This is a genomic window from Clostridium zeae (assembly GCF_017312485.1).
Classification (GTDB): domain Bacteria; phylum Bacillota; class Clostridia; order Clostridiales; family Clostridiaceae; genus Clostridium_AR; species Clostridium_AR zeae.
The window spans coordinates 1-15,676 of the sequence record NZ_BMBA01000010.1; the positions used below are offsets into that span (position 1 = coordinate 1).

15 protein-coding genes and 1 rRNA gene are annotated in these 15,676 nt (G+C 29.9%); 4 read left to right on the top strand and 12 right to left on the bottom strand.

What is annotated here, in order from left to right; translation table 11 throughout:
- From J3477_RS23595 to J3477_RS23620, 6 genes are all read right to left on the bottom strand, one after another.
- Positions 1–192: ribosomal RNA gene (locus tag J3477_RS23595) — 16S ribosomal RNA — on the bottom strand; the annotation flags it as partial.
- Positions 193–804: 612 nt separating this feature from the next.
- A complete protein-coding gene (locus J3477_RS23600) occupies positions 805–1,011 on the bottom strand; it encodes a helix-turn-helix domain-containing protein (protein WP_206872697.1) in 207 nt (68 codons plus the stop codon).
- A 33-nt stretch (positions 1,012–1,044) separates the two neighbouring features.
- A complete protein-coding gene (locus J3477_RS23605; RefSeq protein ID WP_206872698.1) occupies positions 1,045–1,539 on the bottom strand; it encodes a DUF2975 domain-containing protein in 495 nt (164 codons plus the stop codon).
- Positions 1,540–1,753: 214 nt separating this feature from the next.
- Positions 1,754–2,365: a superoxide dismutase gene (locus J3477_RS23610; RefSeq protein ID WP_206872699.1), complete on the bottom strand. Its 612-nt coding sequence runs from the start codon at positions 2,363–2,365 to the stop codon at positions 1,754–1,756.
- A 216-nt stretch (positions 2,366–2,581) separates the two neighbouring features.
- Positions 2,582–3,190: a deoxynucleoside kinase gene (locus J3477_RS23615; RefSeq protein ID WP_206872815.1), complete on the bottom strand. Its 609-nt coding sequence runs from the start codon at positions 3,188–3,190 to the stop codon at positions 2,582–2,584.
- 114 nt (positions 3,191–3,304) lie between these two features.
- Complete coding sequence (locus tag J3477_RS23620) at positions 3,305–4,240, bottom strand: GNAT family N-acetyltransferase (protein ID WP_206872700.1); 936 nt, start codon at positions 4,238–4,240, stop codon at positions 3,305–3,307.
- Positions 4,241–4,594: 354 nt separating this feature from the next.
- Here J3477_RS23620 and J3477_RS23625 point away from each other — a divergent pair, with 354 nt between their 5' ends.
- Positions 4,595–5,794, top strand: a complete 1,200-nt coding sequence (locus tag J3477_RS23625) for a class I SAM-dependent methyltransferase (RefSeq protein ID WP_206872701.1) — start codon at positions 4,595–4,597, stop codon at positions 5,792–5,794.
- 396 nt (positions 5,795–6,190) lie between these two features.
- The gene (locus tag J3477_RS23630) at positions 6,191–6,850 is read left to right on the top strand and encodes a DUF4230 domain-containing protein (protein WP_206872702.1); all 660 of its coding nucleotides are present in this window, start codon (positions 6,191–6,193) and stop codon (positions 6,848–6,850) included.
- 84 nt (positions 6,851–6,934) lie between these two features.
- On the opposite strand, the gene J3477_RS23635 is transcribed toward J3477_RS23630, so the two are convergent.
- Positions 6,935–7,696 (bottom strand): tRNA threonylcarbamoyladenosine dehydratase, encoded by a 762-nt coding sequence (locus J3477_RS23635; protein WP_206872703.1) that lies wholly within the window; start codon positions 7,694–7,696, stop codon positions 6,935–6,937.
- Positions 7,697–7,935: 239 nt separating this feature from the next.
- On the opposite strand from J3477_RS23635, the gene J3477_RS23640 reads away from it, so the two are divergent.
- Together J3477_RS23640 and J3477_RS23645 are read left to right on the top strand one after the other, a co-directional pair.
- Positions 7,936–8,862, top strand: a complete 927-nt coding sequence (locus tag J3477_RS23640; protein ID WP_206872704.1) for a CPBP family intramembrane glutamic endopeptidase — start codon at positions 7,936–7,938, stop codon at positions 8,860–8,862.
- A 138-nt stretch (positions 8,863–9,000) separates the two neighbouring features.
- Positions 9,001–9,693 carry a 5'-methylthioadenosine/adenosylhomocysteine nucleosidase gene (locus J3477_RS23645; protein WP_206872705.1) on the top strand — a complete coding sequence of 231 codons (693 nt, stop codon included), beginning with the start codon at positions 9,001–9,003 and terminating at the stop codon, positions 9,691–9,693.
- A gap of 105 nt (positions 9,694–9,798) precedes the next feature.
- On the opposite strand, the gene J3477_RS23650 is transcribed toward J3477_RS23645, so the two are convergent.
- The 5 genes from J3477_RS23650 to J3477_RS23670 form a co-directional block, all read right to left on the bottom strand.
- On the bottom strand, positions 9,799–11,328 hold the full coding sequence (locus J3477_RS23650; protein ID WP_206872706.1) for an anti-sigma factor: 1,530 nt from the start codon (positions 11,326–11,328) through the stop codon (positions 9,799–9,801).
- Complete coding sequence (locus J3477_RS23655) at positions 11,303–11,881, bottom strand: RNA polymerase sigma factor (protein ID WP_206872707.1); 579 nt, start codon at positions 11,879–11,881, stop codon at positions 11,303–11,305. Before J3477_RS23655 ends, J3477_RS23650 begins: the two co-directional genes overlap by 26 nt.
- A gap of 198 nt (positions 11,882–12,079) precedes the next feature.
- Complete coding sequence (locus J3477_RS23660) at positions 12,080–13,324, bottom strand: DUF1015 domain-containing protein (protein ID WP_206872708.1); 1,245 nt, start codon at positions 13,322–13,324, stop codon at positions 12,080–12,082.
- A gap of 187 nt (positions 13,325–13,511) precedes the next feature.
- On the bottom strand, positions 13,512–14,429 hold the full coding sequence (locus J3477_RS23665) for a D-2-hydroxyacid dehydrogenase (protein ID WP_206872709.1): 918 nt from the start codon (positions 14,427–14,429) through the stop codon (positions 13,512–13,514).
- Between the two features lie 30 nt (positions 14,430–14,459).
- A complete protein-coding gene (locus J3477_RS23670) occupies positions 14,460–15,536 on the bottom strand; it encodes a pyridoxal-phosphate-dependent aminotransferase family protein (protein WP_206872710.1) in 1,077 nt (358 codons plus the stop codon).
- Positions 15,537–15,676 lie beyond the last annotated feature (140 nt).

Here is a 15,676-nt window from a genome sequence, read left to right on the forward strand (position 1 = left end):
CATGCGAAACGAAAATGTTATGCGGTATTAATCTTCCTTTCGGAAGGCTATCCCCCTCTATAAGGCAGGTTACCCACGTGTTACTCACCCGTCCGCCGCTAAGAAAGTTCCGAAGAACTTTCTCCGCTCGACTTGCATGTGTTAGGCACGCCGCCAGCGTTCGTCCTGAGCCAGGATCAAACTCTCAATTTAAAGTTTAATCATAGCTTACTTACTTAGTAAGTCTTTTTTCAAAAGAATTGCTGGTTTAGTTTAAGTCTAGTTTTAGACTTTTTTTATCTTCTCTGTTTAATTTTCAAAGACCAAGTTTTATTTCGCTGTTTTTCTGACAGCTTTTATATCTTATCATCATCCAAGCTTGTTGTCAATACTTTTTTTCAAAAGTTTTTTTCAACCACCGTGACGACTCTTACAAGTTTATCATTTTGTTGACTACTTGTCAAGATATTTCTTGAGATTTTTTAAATCTCTTTGCCGCAGTTGCATTAGCGACAAGGACTATACTAACATATACAAAATAGTAAGTTCATAAGAAAACATCCAATTTGCAACTATAACTATATTCTCCTACAAAATACTACAAAATTCAACTTATATCTGTACAAGACACACCCGGTAGCGATTACTAGCTTATTATGTATAAATACTAACTAAGGCATACATTTTTTCTAAAAACATATGCCTTCTTAAAGATAAACTACCCAACTAATATTTAATTTCATATTATAATAATTTATTTCTATTGTAATTTAGCTACAAAATAATTATATTCAAACCATTTATCTGTCTCTATAATAGGTTTATCTAATCCTCTGTATATTCTAAGATATCGCCTGGCTGGCACTTCAGTTCTTTACATATTGCTTCTAAGGTAGAAAACCTAACCGCTTTTGCTTTATTGTTTTTTAGTATAGATAGGTTTGCATTTGTTATACCCACCTTGTCAGCAAGATCTTGCAAAGAAATCTTTCTTTTAGCCATCATGACATCCAAATTTATAATTATAGGCATAAAACTTCTCCTTCATCAGTGAAATAAATTCATCTAAATAGTAAAATCATTCTCTTCTTTATAATCAATAGCTTGTTGGAATACTTTTGATAGTATCAATATAAAACATCCAGCAAAGAGAAATATTATAAACTCCATATCAGTATGAACCCCTTTATTGTCTATATAGATAAATTTGAATTCTTTAAAGTTAGAGTTAGCCAAAATATTTACTATATAACATCCTGCAATAGTAAAGCATTCATAAGACACCCTTTTGAGAGCTTTTACATTTTCACTTATAAATGGATTAGCTTTTACCAATGAAAATAAAACCTTCCTTAAACTCATAACTATAAGAAATACACAACCTATCCCTATAGCAAGAAGAATAAAAACAACAATCTTTTTAGAAAAATCTATTTCTACAATGTTATCTATAAAAGTATTCTTAAATATAAAAATAGTTGCTATGATACCTAATATTAAAACTATATCCAAAATTCTTGTAAGGACACTTGACATTGACTTCTCTCCATAATATTTCATATAAAAAACCTCCATACAATATTACTTCATTATAAATACTAACATATTAGTATTTACCTATCAATAAACATTTATTGATAAACAATAATATATTATCTCTATTATAATTACTTACCACCGATTCCTGAATTACAACTCAATATTTAGATTCACTACAAAAAAACTACCTAACAATAATAGTTAAGTAGCATTTTATATGAAAACTTATATTTTTTTATTTTAATGCTTCTTCATATAGTTGATTAGCGTACTCCCAATTAACTATACTCCACCATGATCCAACATAATCTGGTCTTCTATTTTGATACTTTAGATAATATGCATGCTCCCAAACGTCTAAAGCCAAAACTGGTTTAAAGCCATCACTTACTGGAGTATCTTGATTCGCAGTAGACAAAATCTCCAACTCATTGTTATTGTTAACTACTAGCCAAGCCCAACCACTACCAAATCTTGTTGCAGCTGCCTTTGCAAATAACTCCTTGAAGGAATCAAAGCTTCCAAACTTAGCAGTTATAGCTTCAGCTAAAGAACCTTTGACTTCTCCTCCTTTAGGAGAAAGTAATTTCCAAAATAGTGAGTGGTTATAATGTCCACCTCCATTATTTCTAACTGCTATCCTTATATCAGTAGGTACGTTCTCTAAATTCTTCACTAACTCCTCAACTGTCTTCTCTTGAAGTTCTGGATATGCTTCAAGCGCAGAGTTTAAATTATTTACATATGTTGCATGATGCTTTGAATGATGTATTGTCATTGTCATTTCATCTATATATGGCTCTAACGCATTATATTCATACTCTAAATTTGGTAATTCATGTTTCATTTTATTCTACCTCCAAAATCTTTATTTCTATGATTTTATGTTATCACTATTGATAACAATAATCAATATTAAATAATAAAAAATATTTTATATGTTCATATCCTTTATTAAGATATATTTAATTATAGATAAAGCTTTTATAAAAAAAAGAGGATTTAGCCTTAATAAAAGCTAAATCCCTTCTTTAATATATATTTAACTATATGTATTTTAGTTCTACTTTTCTTCTATCTCTCTTAACTGTTGTTCTATAAGCCCTAAAACATACTCTCTATCTTTTTCATTGTTCTCGAAATCTAATCCGTCAACATTTATCTTAAGTATAGGCGAAACATCATAACTATAGAAATACTTTCTATATTCCTCATTAAGCTTCTCCCAGTATGCTCTTTCAACCACTTGCTCGTAGTCTCTTCCTCTTTTCTTTATTCTCGACATAGCTTCATCTACCGAAACTTCTAAATACACCATTAACTTAGGAGCTTGAACATGCTCAAGCATATTTTCTAGCAGTTCCTTATATAAATCAAATTCCTCTACTGACATTTCTCCTTTATCACAAAGCATCTTTGCAAATATAACATCACCATAAATACTTCTATCCATAACAGAATTAGCTATCGATGAAGCCTCTTTTATATGCTTAAATCTTTTATTTAAAAAGAAAACTTGCAAAGGAAAAGAGTATCTCTCTCTATCGTAATAAAACTTTTCTAAAATAGGGTTGTCCACAACAGGTTCTTCAAAAGATACATACCCTCTTTTTGCTATAAGCCCCATCAATGTACTCTTTCCAACTCCTACTACTCCATCAACAACTATCATGTCCCAAACTCCTTTTCTATCTATTCTTTTAAGAACCTCTTTATATAAATTATCACTCTGGTAAGGCAAGCCAAAATCCTCCTTAAGGCAAATCCAATGAACTAAAATGGAAACCTATATATTATTCACTTTATAAAAGGTTACATGATCTCTCCATTCACCATTTATAAAAAGATATTTTTCATTTAAACCAAGCTTATTAAATCCACATTTAAGTAAAACACTTTGAGATTTTATGTTATCAACTAAAGTAGAAGCTTCTAACCTATGAAGCCCCATATCATTAAAGCAATAATCTATAACTAACTTTACAGCTTCTTGCATATAACCCATCCCACAATGTTTCTCATCCATAGAATATCCTAATATACCACTTTTAAATACTCCTAATACAATATTAGAAAGTTTTATTTTCCCTATAAGATTATCATTTAGAAATATACCAAAATCAATACTAGTACCACTCATGAATTGTTTATAACTCTCAAGCAAAATAGATAATTGTGTTTCATACGTGTAAAAACTTCTATCTCTAGCAGGTTCAAAAGTCTCAAGATGTTTTTCATTTCTTATATAGTACTCTAAAAGCTCCGATGTATGCTCTGGTGTAAGATTTCTTAATTCTATTCTTCTACTTTTAAGTTTTAACAAAGTTATATTTTGATAGTTTCTAAAATCATTTAGTGTTATACCAAATAGCAATTCATCCTTATAATAATCATTTTGCAATAAATTATTAGATAATACCCCTTCAAGAATAAATCCTAAATTAAAAAATGGAGATATATTAGAACTTTCGCTTACTAAAATATTAATTTTATATATTTTTTTACCTTTAAAGATACCTTCTAAAGATTGTTCTAATGCTCGTTTCATCATCTGATAATTATCATTTCTGTAAAACTTAAATCTTATAGTTGCTCTCTTATTTTCAGTATCCCATTCAATAGTATTAAACCTACCAACAGTTATACCGTTATAATCCTTTATTATATAGTCTTTATCAGTGCCTCTTATTAGTTCTATACATATATTTTTCCTCTCAGCCATAAAGTCCATCCCCTGATTAATTAATTTTATCAAGTATTAAGTTTCATAGATATAGCCTCTTAAACTATACCCATATGTTCAACATATATGTATTATTCCATAATTAAATACATATTTTTAAACTCTCTTTTTTCTTTATCTTAGGAGAGTTTTAAAAAGTAAGTCTATACCTAAACAATCTTATTAATTATAACATAAATATGCTGGTTGTTTATAGGAAACTTTAAGTAAATTAACTGTAAAAAAATTACTAAGAAATAAAAAATGGCAATACTACTATTGATATTTCTTTTACATTGTGTTTATACTATTTTATGTATTTCGGTAGTTTTAAGGAAGGCTTATGGTGATGTAATGAATAAACAAAGTATTACTAAAATAAAGTTATTTTTAATGGGAATAAGCAATAGATTCTTAGAAGACTCAAGCACATTTAAAAATATATATGTAACTTATACTGCAGGGCTAAAAGAGTTCAAAGGTAATGGCGGCTTTGAAGATGGTAAAATAAAGTATAATTTCAATGGTAAAACTGAACTTTTGGGTGTTTTAGATCTTTTTGAAAGAATAAGCTCAGAATGCGAGAATTATGAGACAGTTACAATTCTTTATAGAGAACGTGGTACTGACATAGTTATAACTGGAGACAATAAAAACGTAAAAATGAATAATACTGAAGTAAAGGAAAGTTCTCCTCTTGCTGTAAAAAAACAAGAAGCTTCAGATCATAATATCAACGAGACATCTACCTTATTAAATAGAAATTACTTAATTAAGGTAGGCAAGGCAGATTCCTTACTTAAAGAGATAGGTATAATGTCTCAATCAGGTAAAATAAAAAATGATAAAATAAGAAAATATAATCAAATAGATCATTATGTTGAAATTTTGGAAGCAACCTTAGATTCACTTCCTAAAAATGAAGTGTTAACCATATTGGATTGCGGATGTGGAAAGTCATATCTTACTTTTGTTCTTAATTATTATCTAACGGAAGTAAAAAAGAGAAAATGCCACTTCATAGGACTAGACATATCTGAAGGAGTTATTAATAGTTCTAAGAAAATGGCGCAAAATCTAGGTTATAGGAATATGGAATTTCATGCTATAGACATAAAGAAATTCAATCCAAGTAGAAAGATTCACATGGTTATATCTCTTCATGCCTGTGATACTGCCACTGATATGGCTATTGCACTAGGTATCAAGGTAAATAGTGATTCAATTATAGCAGTTCCTTGCTGCCATAGAGAACTACTAAACCAATATGATTATGAACCTTTGAAAAGCATATTTAAACATGGAATATTAAAAGCTAGAATGGCTGATGCCTTAACAGACGGTATGAGAAGCATTATGTTAGAAAGCAAAGGATATAATGTTTCCATTGTTGAATATATATCTCCATTAGAGACACCTAAAAACTTAATGATAAGAGCAATTAGAACAGGAAAAGAAAAACCTGAACTCATGGATGAATATATATCTCTAATGGCAGCCCTTAATGCTTACCCTGCTCTTTATCAATTCTTAAATGAAGGATGGGAAGCTTAAGTTACTCAATTGTAAACTAAATGTATTAAATAAAGCTACTTATAAATATATTAGATTAATATTTATAGGTAGCTTATATTTTATTCCTATCTAAAATATAGATAAACTACTTCATATTTGAATCTATCCAAATAAATATTCGTAAAATCATGGAAATCTTGATTTGGAACTGGTTTATCTATATATGCTTTACATCTATTTACAACATTGTGAATTATATTCTACATAAAACCTTGTACTTTTAATACTTGACAAAAAGTAATATTATTAGGAAAATTATAATAATCATTTAGGGAGTCAACTTAAATTCTAACATTAAAACCATCATGTAAATTACAGATATATTAACTAAAACACATGATAGTACCATCACTATAATATTTTAGGAGGTGCAAGATGTTCAAAAAACTTAGAAAAAAGACATTTAATATTATATTAGCCTTCTTAGTATTCACCTCTTTGGGATGCTACATAAGTTATAAGGTTATAGAAGATAAAGACAAGCCAAAGATAACAAAAATTTTACCATCAAGTTCAAACACCAAGTTATCTTTTATCACCGAGGAAAGTATAGTAGATAAGATACAGAAAGTTTCAAAACTAGTAGTAGTTGAAGTTGATCTTAACGAAAAGATGGTTATTGATAATAGTTGGGGTGACTGGGATGTCTTCAAGAAACTCCAAAGAGTTGATTACTATGGAAAAGGTTCTTATTCAATAGATTTATCGTCTATAGATAATTCAAAAGTTAAGATAGACAAGCTTAATAAAGTGGTAACAATATATCTGCCTAAACCAACAGCTAATACTCCATCAATAGATTATGATAAAACAACTTTTGAATCAACGGAAAAAGGGTTACTTCGTTTTGGCGATATAAAATTAACTAAAGACGAAAGCGCTGTAATTGATAAAGAAGTGATAGCACGAATGGATAACAAATTAAAAGAAGCAACAATCTATGATGTAGCTACAAAAAATGGTCAAGATACAGTACAAAACTTAATTAAACCAATTGTAGATGATAATGTGAAGATAAATGTTATTTTTGAATAAATCAGGTTTAGCATGTATAAATACTTTATGTTTTACTATACGAAAATAAATAAACTGGCAGGATAGGTTATCCTGCCAGTTTATTTATATATACTCTTCAATTAAATCATTAACAACTTGAGAAGCTATAATCATACCAGCAACTGGAGGAACGAAAGATACACTTCCAGGTATCTGTCTCTTCACTGCGCATTTTTTACTTCCACCTGTACACACACAACCTTCTTTACAAGTCACTACTTCATCCATCTTTGGCTTTCTAGGAATTTCTTCCGAGTAAACAACCTTTAGTTTCTTTACTCCTCTTTTTCTAAGCTCATATCTCATTACCTTAGCTAAAGGGCAGACTTTTGTTTTGTATATGTCAGTTACCTTAAATTGAGTTGGATCAAGCTTATTACCTGTACCCATACAACTCATAATTTTTATATTATTATTTTCACAATATATTGCTAAAGCTATCTTTGCTGATACAGTATCAATTGCATCAACTACATAATCAACATCTTGTGTAATTATATCTGATATATTTTCTTCTGTCACAAATACTTGATGTGTTATGATCTCACATTGCCTATTTATTTCTCCGATTCTTTCCTTCATCACATCAACTTTGTTTTTACTTATTGTTTTATATGTAGCGTGTACTTGTCTATTAAGATTGGTTAAACATACTGTATCATCATCAATAAGCACTAAGGTTCCTACTCCCGCTCTCGCTAATGCTTCTGCAGTAAAACTACCTACTCCACCTATACCAAATACAACTACCTTACTATTTCTTAATTTTTGTAATGCTTCTTTTCCTATAAGGAGTTCTGTTCTTGATAATGAATGCTGTAGCATTAATATTACTCTCCTTTTCAACAAATCTATATTGATTTAGTAAACATTGTATTAAACACATTGCTCATCTTTTTTATTCTTAAAACAACTCATATAATAATATACCATAAAACTTATCGCTTCAATAGGTAAATAATGATTATCACCAAATATATTGTCCATTAAATCATTAGTAATTTTACATAAATTTCATTTTATGCTAGTATATTGATTATACTTTGTAATAATTGAGGTGCAATATGAAACTTAGAAGTTTAATTATATTTAATCCATTAATTGATTTAGAAGAAGAAGTGCTGGATTCAAAAAAGATAGGGATTTTAGGCAGCATATGGATTGCACTCCTATTCTCTCTCATTATACCTGTAGTAGTACAATTTGTATTATTAATTGCCTGTGCTATAGCAGGATCGAGCTTATCCTCTTACGATGGTATTACTAGCATTACTTATGCCTCTAAATCAGAATATCTTTATTTAATATCATCTATATTTACTTTAATGGCAACAATTTTTGTGATGTGCAAATTCTTTACTATAAAAACAAATTTAGCTTTTCCAGAAAAAAAATTCAACAAATCTGACATACTAGGAATTATATGTTTGATATTAGGATTCAGATTACTATTCTGCGGGTCTTTAAATCATATAGTAAACTTAATACCTCTTCCTAAATCTATAGAGGATGCCTTTAATAACATATTTCAAAATCCTATAATAGGACTTATCACTGCTATTATAATAGCTCCAATTCAAGAAGAATTCGTGAATAGAGGCATAATATTAAATGGTCTCGCAAAAAAATACTCTTCAAAGGTAGCTTTAATTGTATCTTCATTAATATTTGCTGCTATGCATATGAACATACCTCAAGGTATCAACGCTTTCCTTCTTGGTCTGATACTTGGTTATATTTATCTAAAAACAAAATCCATATTTTTATCTATGATGTGTCATTCCATAAATAACATGCTCGCTTTCATGCCTGACATAGACAGTCTATCAAATATGTATTTATTAGTATCTATATCAATAGTAGTTATAATACTTGGCGCAGTGCTATTTAAAATTGGATTAAAAAGATTAGATTTAAAGAATAAACAAATTTATTTTGACCTTTTAAGAAAACATAATGCTTATGATGATGAATTAAACATTAATATGTAGGTAATTCAATTACCTTCATATTCTTAATATATATAGCATTGTCTAAAACTTGAATTAGGAGCTATATATAACTTTAATTGAGAAATTTCATCAAATTGAGTATAATTAAAATTATCAATTTATATGGAGGCTTTCGCAATGACTATAGGAATTATTGGTGCAATGACTGAAGAACTTGAGATTCTTCTAAAGGATATGAATTTAGAGAATACTGAAAAGAAGGCAAATATGACTTTCCACCGTGGACAATTATGGGGTAAGAACGTAGTTGCTGTAGTTTGTGGCATAGGCAAAGTTAATGCTGCTGTTTGTACTCAAATATTAATTAGTGAATATAAAGTGAATATGGTTATAAATGTTGGTGTTGCAGGCGGCATAGGTAAAGATATATACCCTGGAGATGTAGTTATAGGTAACTCCCTAGTTCAACATGATATGGATACTACTGTATTTGGTGATAAACCTGGTCAAATACCAAGAATGGATACTTTTGATTTTAAATGTGATGAAAAGCTTGTAGCCATAGCTCAAGAAGCTTGTAAGTCACTTCCAGAAATAAATACCTTTATAGGAAGAATAGTATCTGGCGATCAATTTATAGCAAGTTTAGAAAAAATACAATGGCTTGCAAAGGAATTTGATGCATCTGCATGTGAAATGGAAGGCGGAAGTATAGCTCACGTAGCTTATTTAAATCATGTTCCATTTGTAGTTATAAGATCTATATCAGATAACGCCAACAATGGAGCTCATATGGACTACGAAAAATTTATTCCTATTGGAGTAAAGAACTCAACATCTATATTAAAAGCTATGATAGAAAGACTTTAATACTAAAATATCTTACATATGATGATTTAATACCCACCTGTTTTTTATCAGGTGGGTATTTTTATTAATAACGACATCCTAGCATGTTATTAATCATTTATATCTCTAATTTGTAAATATAGTCTTCTTTTCATAACTCTTTAAATTTTCCTTAATAATCTTAAATTGAACCTTATTATCTTCATCACCTTTAATGGAGTACACCAAAGTATCGTTATCAATAAAGGCTCCTATGGAATTATTGGCACGAACATCCTTTATCACCCTTGATCCGGCAGTATTTACACTGAAAGTCTGACCACCATTATCAGTACTAGTCTTACTAATATATCTATTTCCACTTGGTGATATGAAATTTTTAAAATTATCTGGAATATTTATATTCCCATTATAACTATAACTTTGCAAAGTATTTATATTAACTATCACTCCACTATTACTTTTATCTTTTATAGTTATTAAAAATGGGCTATCTGATTTATCATAAGTATATTCTCTTTTACCTAGGTTCATTATATATACAAGGTTATCGTTACTATAATCATACTTATAAAGCTCTGTATTCTTTTCATTATCATAGCACAGTGCATATATATAACTATTATATGCAAACAACTTATATGGTTTTATATTTTCAACAGTTCTGTCAGAAGGTAACAATCTATTGTTTGATGTTATTATTACACCCTCATCAGTAACATAACTTATTGAATAATTATTTTCATTTCCTACATAACTAATTTTCTCATTTTCGCTATTAAATAAGTAGATATCTTTATTAATCTGTAGGCATAAATAAACATCATTGCTTGACCAAACTGCATTTGTAGAAGCCCCTCTTATATCAATATTAATTTTTAGTATTCTATTTTTTATAATATTAACTAGATACAAATTAGAATGCTTCGAATCAGGCAATAACATAAAGTTTTTAGTTGAACTTAGTAGATATTTATCTTTATTATGTATATCAAACTCATTTGCTTTCATATAAAATTGTACATCGTTCTCTAATGAAGAATATATTATATCTCCGTTATACAGAACTAATTTATCGTTATCTACACCAATAAGAGTAGTATCACGCTCTTGATGTCTGCTCATTTCAGCTTTAGCATCTATTGGTTTTACTATATAATTAGCAGTCTTGTCTTCGTCCTCAATTATTAAACCTGTTAAAGCATCTGACTTAGACCTGATATCATAGTTTTTTGAAATAACTTCATTTTTCTCATCTATAGCCATACTCTTATTAGCTCTAGTAGACTTGTTGTCAAATTTATATATTGGAAAGCTTGGAATTAATATAATTAAAGCTATTATTGCTGCAATAGATAAAGCTGAAACCAAAAATTTATTCTTATTACTTCTTATAAAGTTAATAGTCTTTGCGGATTTTCTATTGTATTTATTCAAATCTATAGCACCCATTATAAATTCTTTTCTGCTAGAATATTGGATTTGATCATTCTCAATCTCTCTAAACAATCCAATTTTTATACGAGCCATCTTATCATAATATTCCTTACAGTTTGTACAATTACTCATATGATTTTCTAAGCTCGACTTTTCAGAATCACTCACTTGATCTTCTAACATATCTATAATGCTATTTCTGAATTTTTGACAATCCAAGGCTACCACCTCCTTTAAGATTCTTATCTAGATAAACTTCGTATTTATCATATAATCTATAGTACCGTTTCTTCACTGTAGATTCATTCATCGCCATCATACTTGATATATCCCTAAAGCTTACATCTGGATGAGCATATCGTAAATATAATATTTGTTTATCTATAATGTCTAGGTTTTTTATAAAACCTTCTATTGAGTCTAATGTCTCCTTATATTCTACTATCTCCTGAGGCGATTTCTCTCTAGAAAGTGAATCTTTAATGTTATCAATTGCTATTTCACGACTTTTAGTTATCTTTCTCAAATAATCAATAGACTTATTATGTGCTATAGAATATATCCAAGTAGAAAACTTATTAATATTATTATAGGTGTACAACTTATTATACACTGATATAAAGGTCTCCTGGCATAAATCCTCAGCCATAGTTCTATCCCCTATAAAGCTATATATGTACTTTAAAATAGGGATTTCATACTTATCAATAATATATTCAAAATATAATGCTTCGCCTTGTAAAACCTTTTCTACTATATCTTTATCTTCCAACCGTTATCACCACCAAAAAAGATGTAAGTTACAAATATTCCAATATTATACTAACATAAAAGGTATTTGAAGGCGATAGCCATTTGTCAGTAAAAAAAGACTTGTGAGAATTAATACTCTACAAGTCTTTCTTATTTACACTTAATATCTATTTATAATAAAGATCTTTTTAATAAAATTTATTTTCACAGATAGAACCTATTTCAGTTTATGAATAAATAGTCCACTTCTTAGCTTTGGTTCAAACCATGTAGATTTAGGAGGCATAACTTCTCCTTTGTCTGCTATATTCATAACTTCATCAATTGAAGTTGGATACATGGAAAAGGCTACTTTCATGTCAGATGAAGCTCTTTTTTCTAATTCATCCATCCCTCTTATGCCGCCAACAAAATCTATTCTCTTATCACTCCTAGGATCTATTATGCCCAGTATAGGAGATAATAGATTGTCTTGAAGTATAGAGACATCTAAACTTTTTACTGGATCTCCATTATAAAAACTATCTTCCTTAGCCTCTAACTTAAACCACTGTCCATCAAGAAACATTCCAAAAGTATGCTTTTGTTCAGGCTTATATTTTTCGTCTTTTTCTTGAGGCGTTATATAAAACTTATCGCTTACCTTATATAAAAATTCAGAACTTGTTAATCCATTCAAATCTTTTACTACTCTATTATAGTCCATAATTTTCAGATTAGTTTCTGGAAATAATACTGCAAGAAAAAAGTTAAACTCCTCTTTTCCACTAAAATCCGTACATTCTTCTCTTCTCATTAATCCTACTTTTACAGCAGAAGCTGCTCTGTGATGTCCATCCGCTATATATAGATAGTCAACTCTATAAAAGTATTCACTTAGAGAATCTATAGTTCTTTTATCGTCTATTTTCCATATAACATGTCCTACGCCATCTTCAGATGTAAAATCATACTCTGGATTTTTATTAATCCAATTGTTTATTATAAATGAGATGTTTTCATTATCCCTATAAGTTAAAAAAATAGGTCCTGTATTTGCATCACAGTAATCTACATGATTTATTCTATCTTGCTCTTTGTCAGGCCTTGTAAACTCATGTTTTTTTATAACATTATTAATGTAATCATCTATAGAAACGCAAGAAACTAAACCAACTTGACTTCTCCCATTCATTGTTTGTTTATAGATATATAAACAAGCTTCGTTATCTTGAACAAGAACTTTGTTTTCTTCCATTCTATCCAAGACATCTTTAGCTTTTTTATACACAGCTTCATCATATATATCCACAGATGGGTCTAAGTTTATCTCAGCTTTATCCACATGAAGAAAGGAATATTTATTTTCCTGTACCATTTCTCTAGCTTCATCAGAGTTCATAACATCATATGGAAGCGCAGCAACTTTTGCAGCCAGTTCTTGTATCGGTCTAACTGCCTTAAAAGGTCTTACTATAGCCATTTTTATCCTCCTCATTGTAAACAGATTCCTAGTATATTAGCTATAAAGTTTTTATTTGTTCTAGTTCAAAGTTTTATCCATTAAGCTAGAAAAACACCCAATTTCATAAAGCCAATTTAAAATATAACCGAATAAACATTGGCATAGTCTAAGCTTTGAAATTGGGTATTCATCTTAATAAATATTACTAATGAAAGAAGTCTCCTATAATTTCAACAATTTCGTTACCTATTCTTGTCTGAGCTTCTCTAGTGGCTGCCCCTATATGCGGTGTAGCACTAACTCTAGGATGGTTTACTAACTCTTTATTTCTTGTAGGTTCTTCTTCAAATACATCTATACCTGCACCTGCTATCTTCCCACTATTTAGAGCATCAAGTAAAGCGGCCTCATCAACAACTTTACCTCTTGCACAATTGATTATATAAGTTCCATCTTTCATTAATTCAAATTCTTTTTTAGCTATTAGAGGTCCCTTTGAGATATCAAAAGGAACATGAAGAGTTATGAAATCTGACTGTTTTAAAAGTTCATCAAAATCCCTATATCCATATTCATATTTTTCAAGATCACTTAATTCACCTAGTCCGTCAAAATATAAAATGTTCATACCTAGACAGCAGGCTCTCTTAGCAACTTCTCTTCCGATTCTACCCATACCTACTATCCCTAAAGTTTTTCCACTTAGCTCTATACCTTCATATTTCTTTTTATTCCATTCTAGGTTTCTCATTGTAACATTTGATATATTTATGAACCTTGCAAGTGCAAACATATGAGCTATAGTAAGCTCTGCTACTGAAGCTGAACTTGCATTGGGTGTATTCATTACCTGAATTCCATTTTCTAAAGCGTAGGAAACATCTATATTATCTACTCCTACTCCGCCTCTAATTATGGCTTTCAACCTTCCAGTCTTACTGGCCTTATCTATTATCCTTTTATTTATCTTAGTAGCCGATCTAACAACCACTACATCAAACTCTCTTAGTATTACACCTAGTTCCTCTGGCACATAGTGCTCTTCCACTACTTCAAAGCCTAAATCTTTAAGTTTTAAAACAGCTTCTTTTTCCAATCCATCTGTCACCAATACTCTATACATTTCACTTTCCCCCTCATATAAAAACACTAATTACTCAAGTCCTAAGATTTCATTAATATTAAATAAAAGTTCTTTGATATCATCTACACTGCAATCTGCCATATGAGCTATTCTAAAAGTCTTATCTTTAAGCTTTCCATATCCATTAGATAATTGAAAACCTCTATTTCCTAGCTCTTTGTTAAGTGCTCCAATATCAATACCCCTTGTGTTAGTTATATTAGTTACGGTATCAGACCAATAGCCTTCCTCAGGGAAAATGTCAAAATATCTTTTAGCCCACGCTCTAACTATATTTGCCATTTCTAAATGTCTACTAAACCTATTTTCAATACCTTCTTCATTTACTATATAGTTTAGTTCATAATCTAAAGCAAACATGTGAGATAATGATGGTGTTGATGGATATTGATAATCCTTTTTTTGTATATACTTATAAATTGCTAATAAATCTAGGTACGTACCTCTAAAAGGAACTTTTTCAGCTCTTTCTTTTGCCTTGTTTGAGAATGTACATACTGCAAGTCCCGGAGGCAAGCCCAATGCCTTTTGACTTGAAGTTATGCAAATATCTATACCTAATTTATCAACTTCTATTTTTGTACCACCAGCTGAGCTTACTGTATCTACACAGAAAACTACTTCTGGGTACTTCTTCACTATCTTTGAGATTTCTTCTAAATTGTTCATTAGTCCAGTTGATGTTTCATTATGAGTAATAGCTATTAAGTCATAGTTACCTGTAGAAAGCACTTCTTCTACAACTTCTGCCTTTATAGCTTTGCCCCACTCAACCTGAAATTTATCTGCAGGCACATTATTGTGTAAAGCCATTTCATACCATCTATCTCCAAAAGCCCCACAGGAGAAAACAGCTGCTTTCTTTAATGTGCATGATCTTATGGCGCCCTCCATAAGTCCGCTGCCTGAACTAGTAGAAAGTAATATCTCACTTTCTGTATAAAAAAGTTTTTTAAGGTTATTGCTTATCCTTTTTTGAAGCTCTGAAGCTTCCTTTCCTCTATGCCCTATTAAAGGCTTTGCCATTTGTTCTAAAACTTCCTGTCTTACCTCTACTGGCCCGGGAATAAATAATTTTTTGTGCATAAAGACACCCCCAAAATAAATTATATACTCCCATGTGTTATTATAAATTCTATCATTTTCAAAATATTTATACAATAATCTTTTAAAAAAACAACTATTTATATAATAATCTATTAAAAAATTCGCTTAATGTTAATGAA

Excerpts from the sequence above, each read along its gene's own strand:
- J3477_RS23615 (WP_206872815.1), bottom strand. The coding sequence starts at position 3,190 with ATGATAGTTGTTGATGGAGTAGTAGGAGTTGGAAAGAGTACATTGATG.
- J3477_RS23640 (WP_206872704.1), top strand. The coding sequence starts at position 7,936 with ATGAAACTTAGAAGTTTAATTATATTTAATCCATTAATTGATTTAGAA.
- J3477_RS23665 (WP_206872709.1), bottom strand. The coding sequence starts at position 14,429 with ATGTATAGAGTATTGGTGACAGATGGATTGGAAAAAGAAGCTGTTTTA.
- J3477_RS23670 (WP_206872710.1), bottom strand. The coding sequence starts at position 15,536 with ATGCACAAAAAATTATTTATTCCCGGGCCAGTAGAGGTAAGACAGGAA.
- J3477_RS23660 (WP_206872708.1), bottom strand. The coding sequence starts at position 13,324 with ATGGCTATAGTAAGACCTTTTAAGGCAGTTAGACCGATACAAGAACTG.
- J3477_RS23635 (WP_206872703.1), bottom strand. The coding sequence starts at position 7,696 with ATGCTACAGCATTCATTATCAAGAACAGAACTCCTTATAGGAAAAGAA.
- J3477_RS23600 (WP_206872697.1), bottom strand. The coding sequence starts at position 1,011 with ATGCCTATAATTATAAATTTGGATGTCATGATGGCTAAAAGAAAGATT.
- J3477_RS23625 (WP_206872701.1), top strand. The coding sequence starts at position 4,595 with ATGAATAAACAAAGTATTACTAAAATAAAGTTATTTTTAATGGGAATA.
- J3477_RS23620 (WP_206872700.1), bottom strand. The coding sequence starts at position 4,240 with ATGGCTGAGAGGAAAAATATATGTATAGAACTAATAAGAGGCACTGAT.
- J3477_RS23610 (WP_206872699.1), bottom strand. The coding sequence starts at position 2,365 with ATGAAACATGAATTACCAAATTTAGAGTATGAATATAATGCGTTAGAG.
- J3477_RS23645 (WP_206872705.1), top strand. The coding sequence starts at position 9,001 with ATGACTATAGGAATTATTGGTGCAATGACTGAAGAACTTGAGATTCTT.
- J3477_RS23605 (WP_206872698.1), bottom strand. The coding sequence starts at position 1,539 with ATGAAATATTATGGAGAGAAGTCAATGTCAAGTGTCCTTACAAGAATT.
- J3477_RS23630 (WP_206872702.1), top strand. The coding sequence starts at position 6,191 with ATGTTCAAAAAACTTAGAAAAAAGACATTTAATATTATATTAGCCTTC.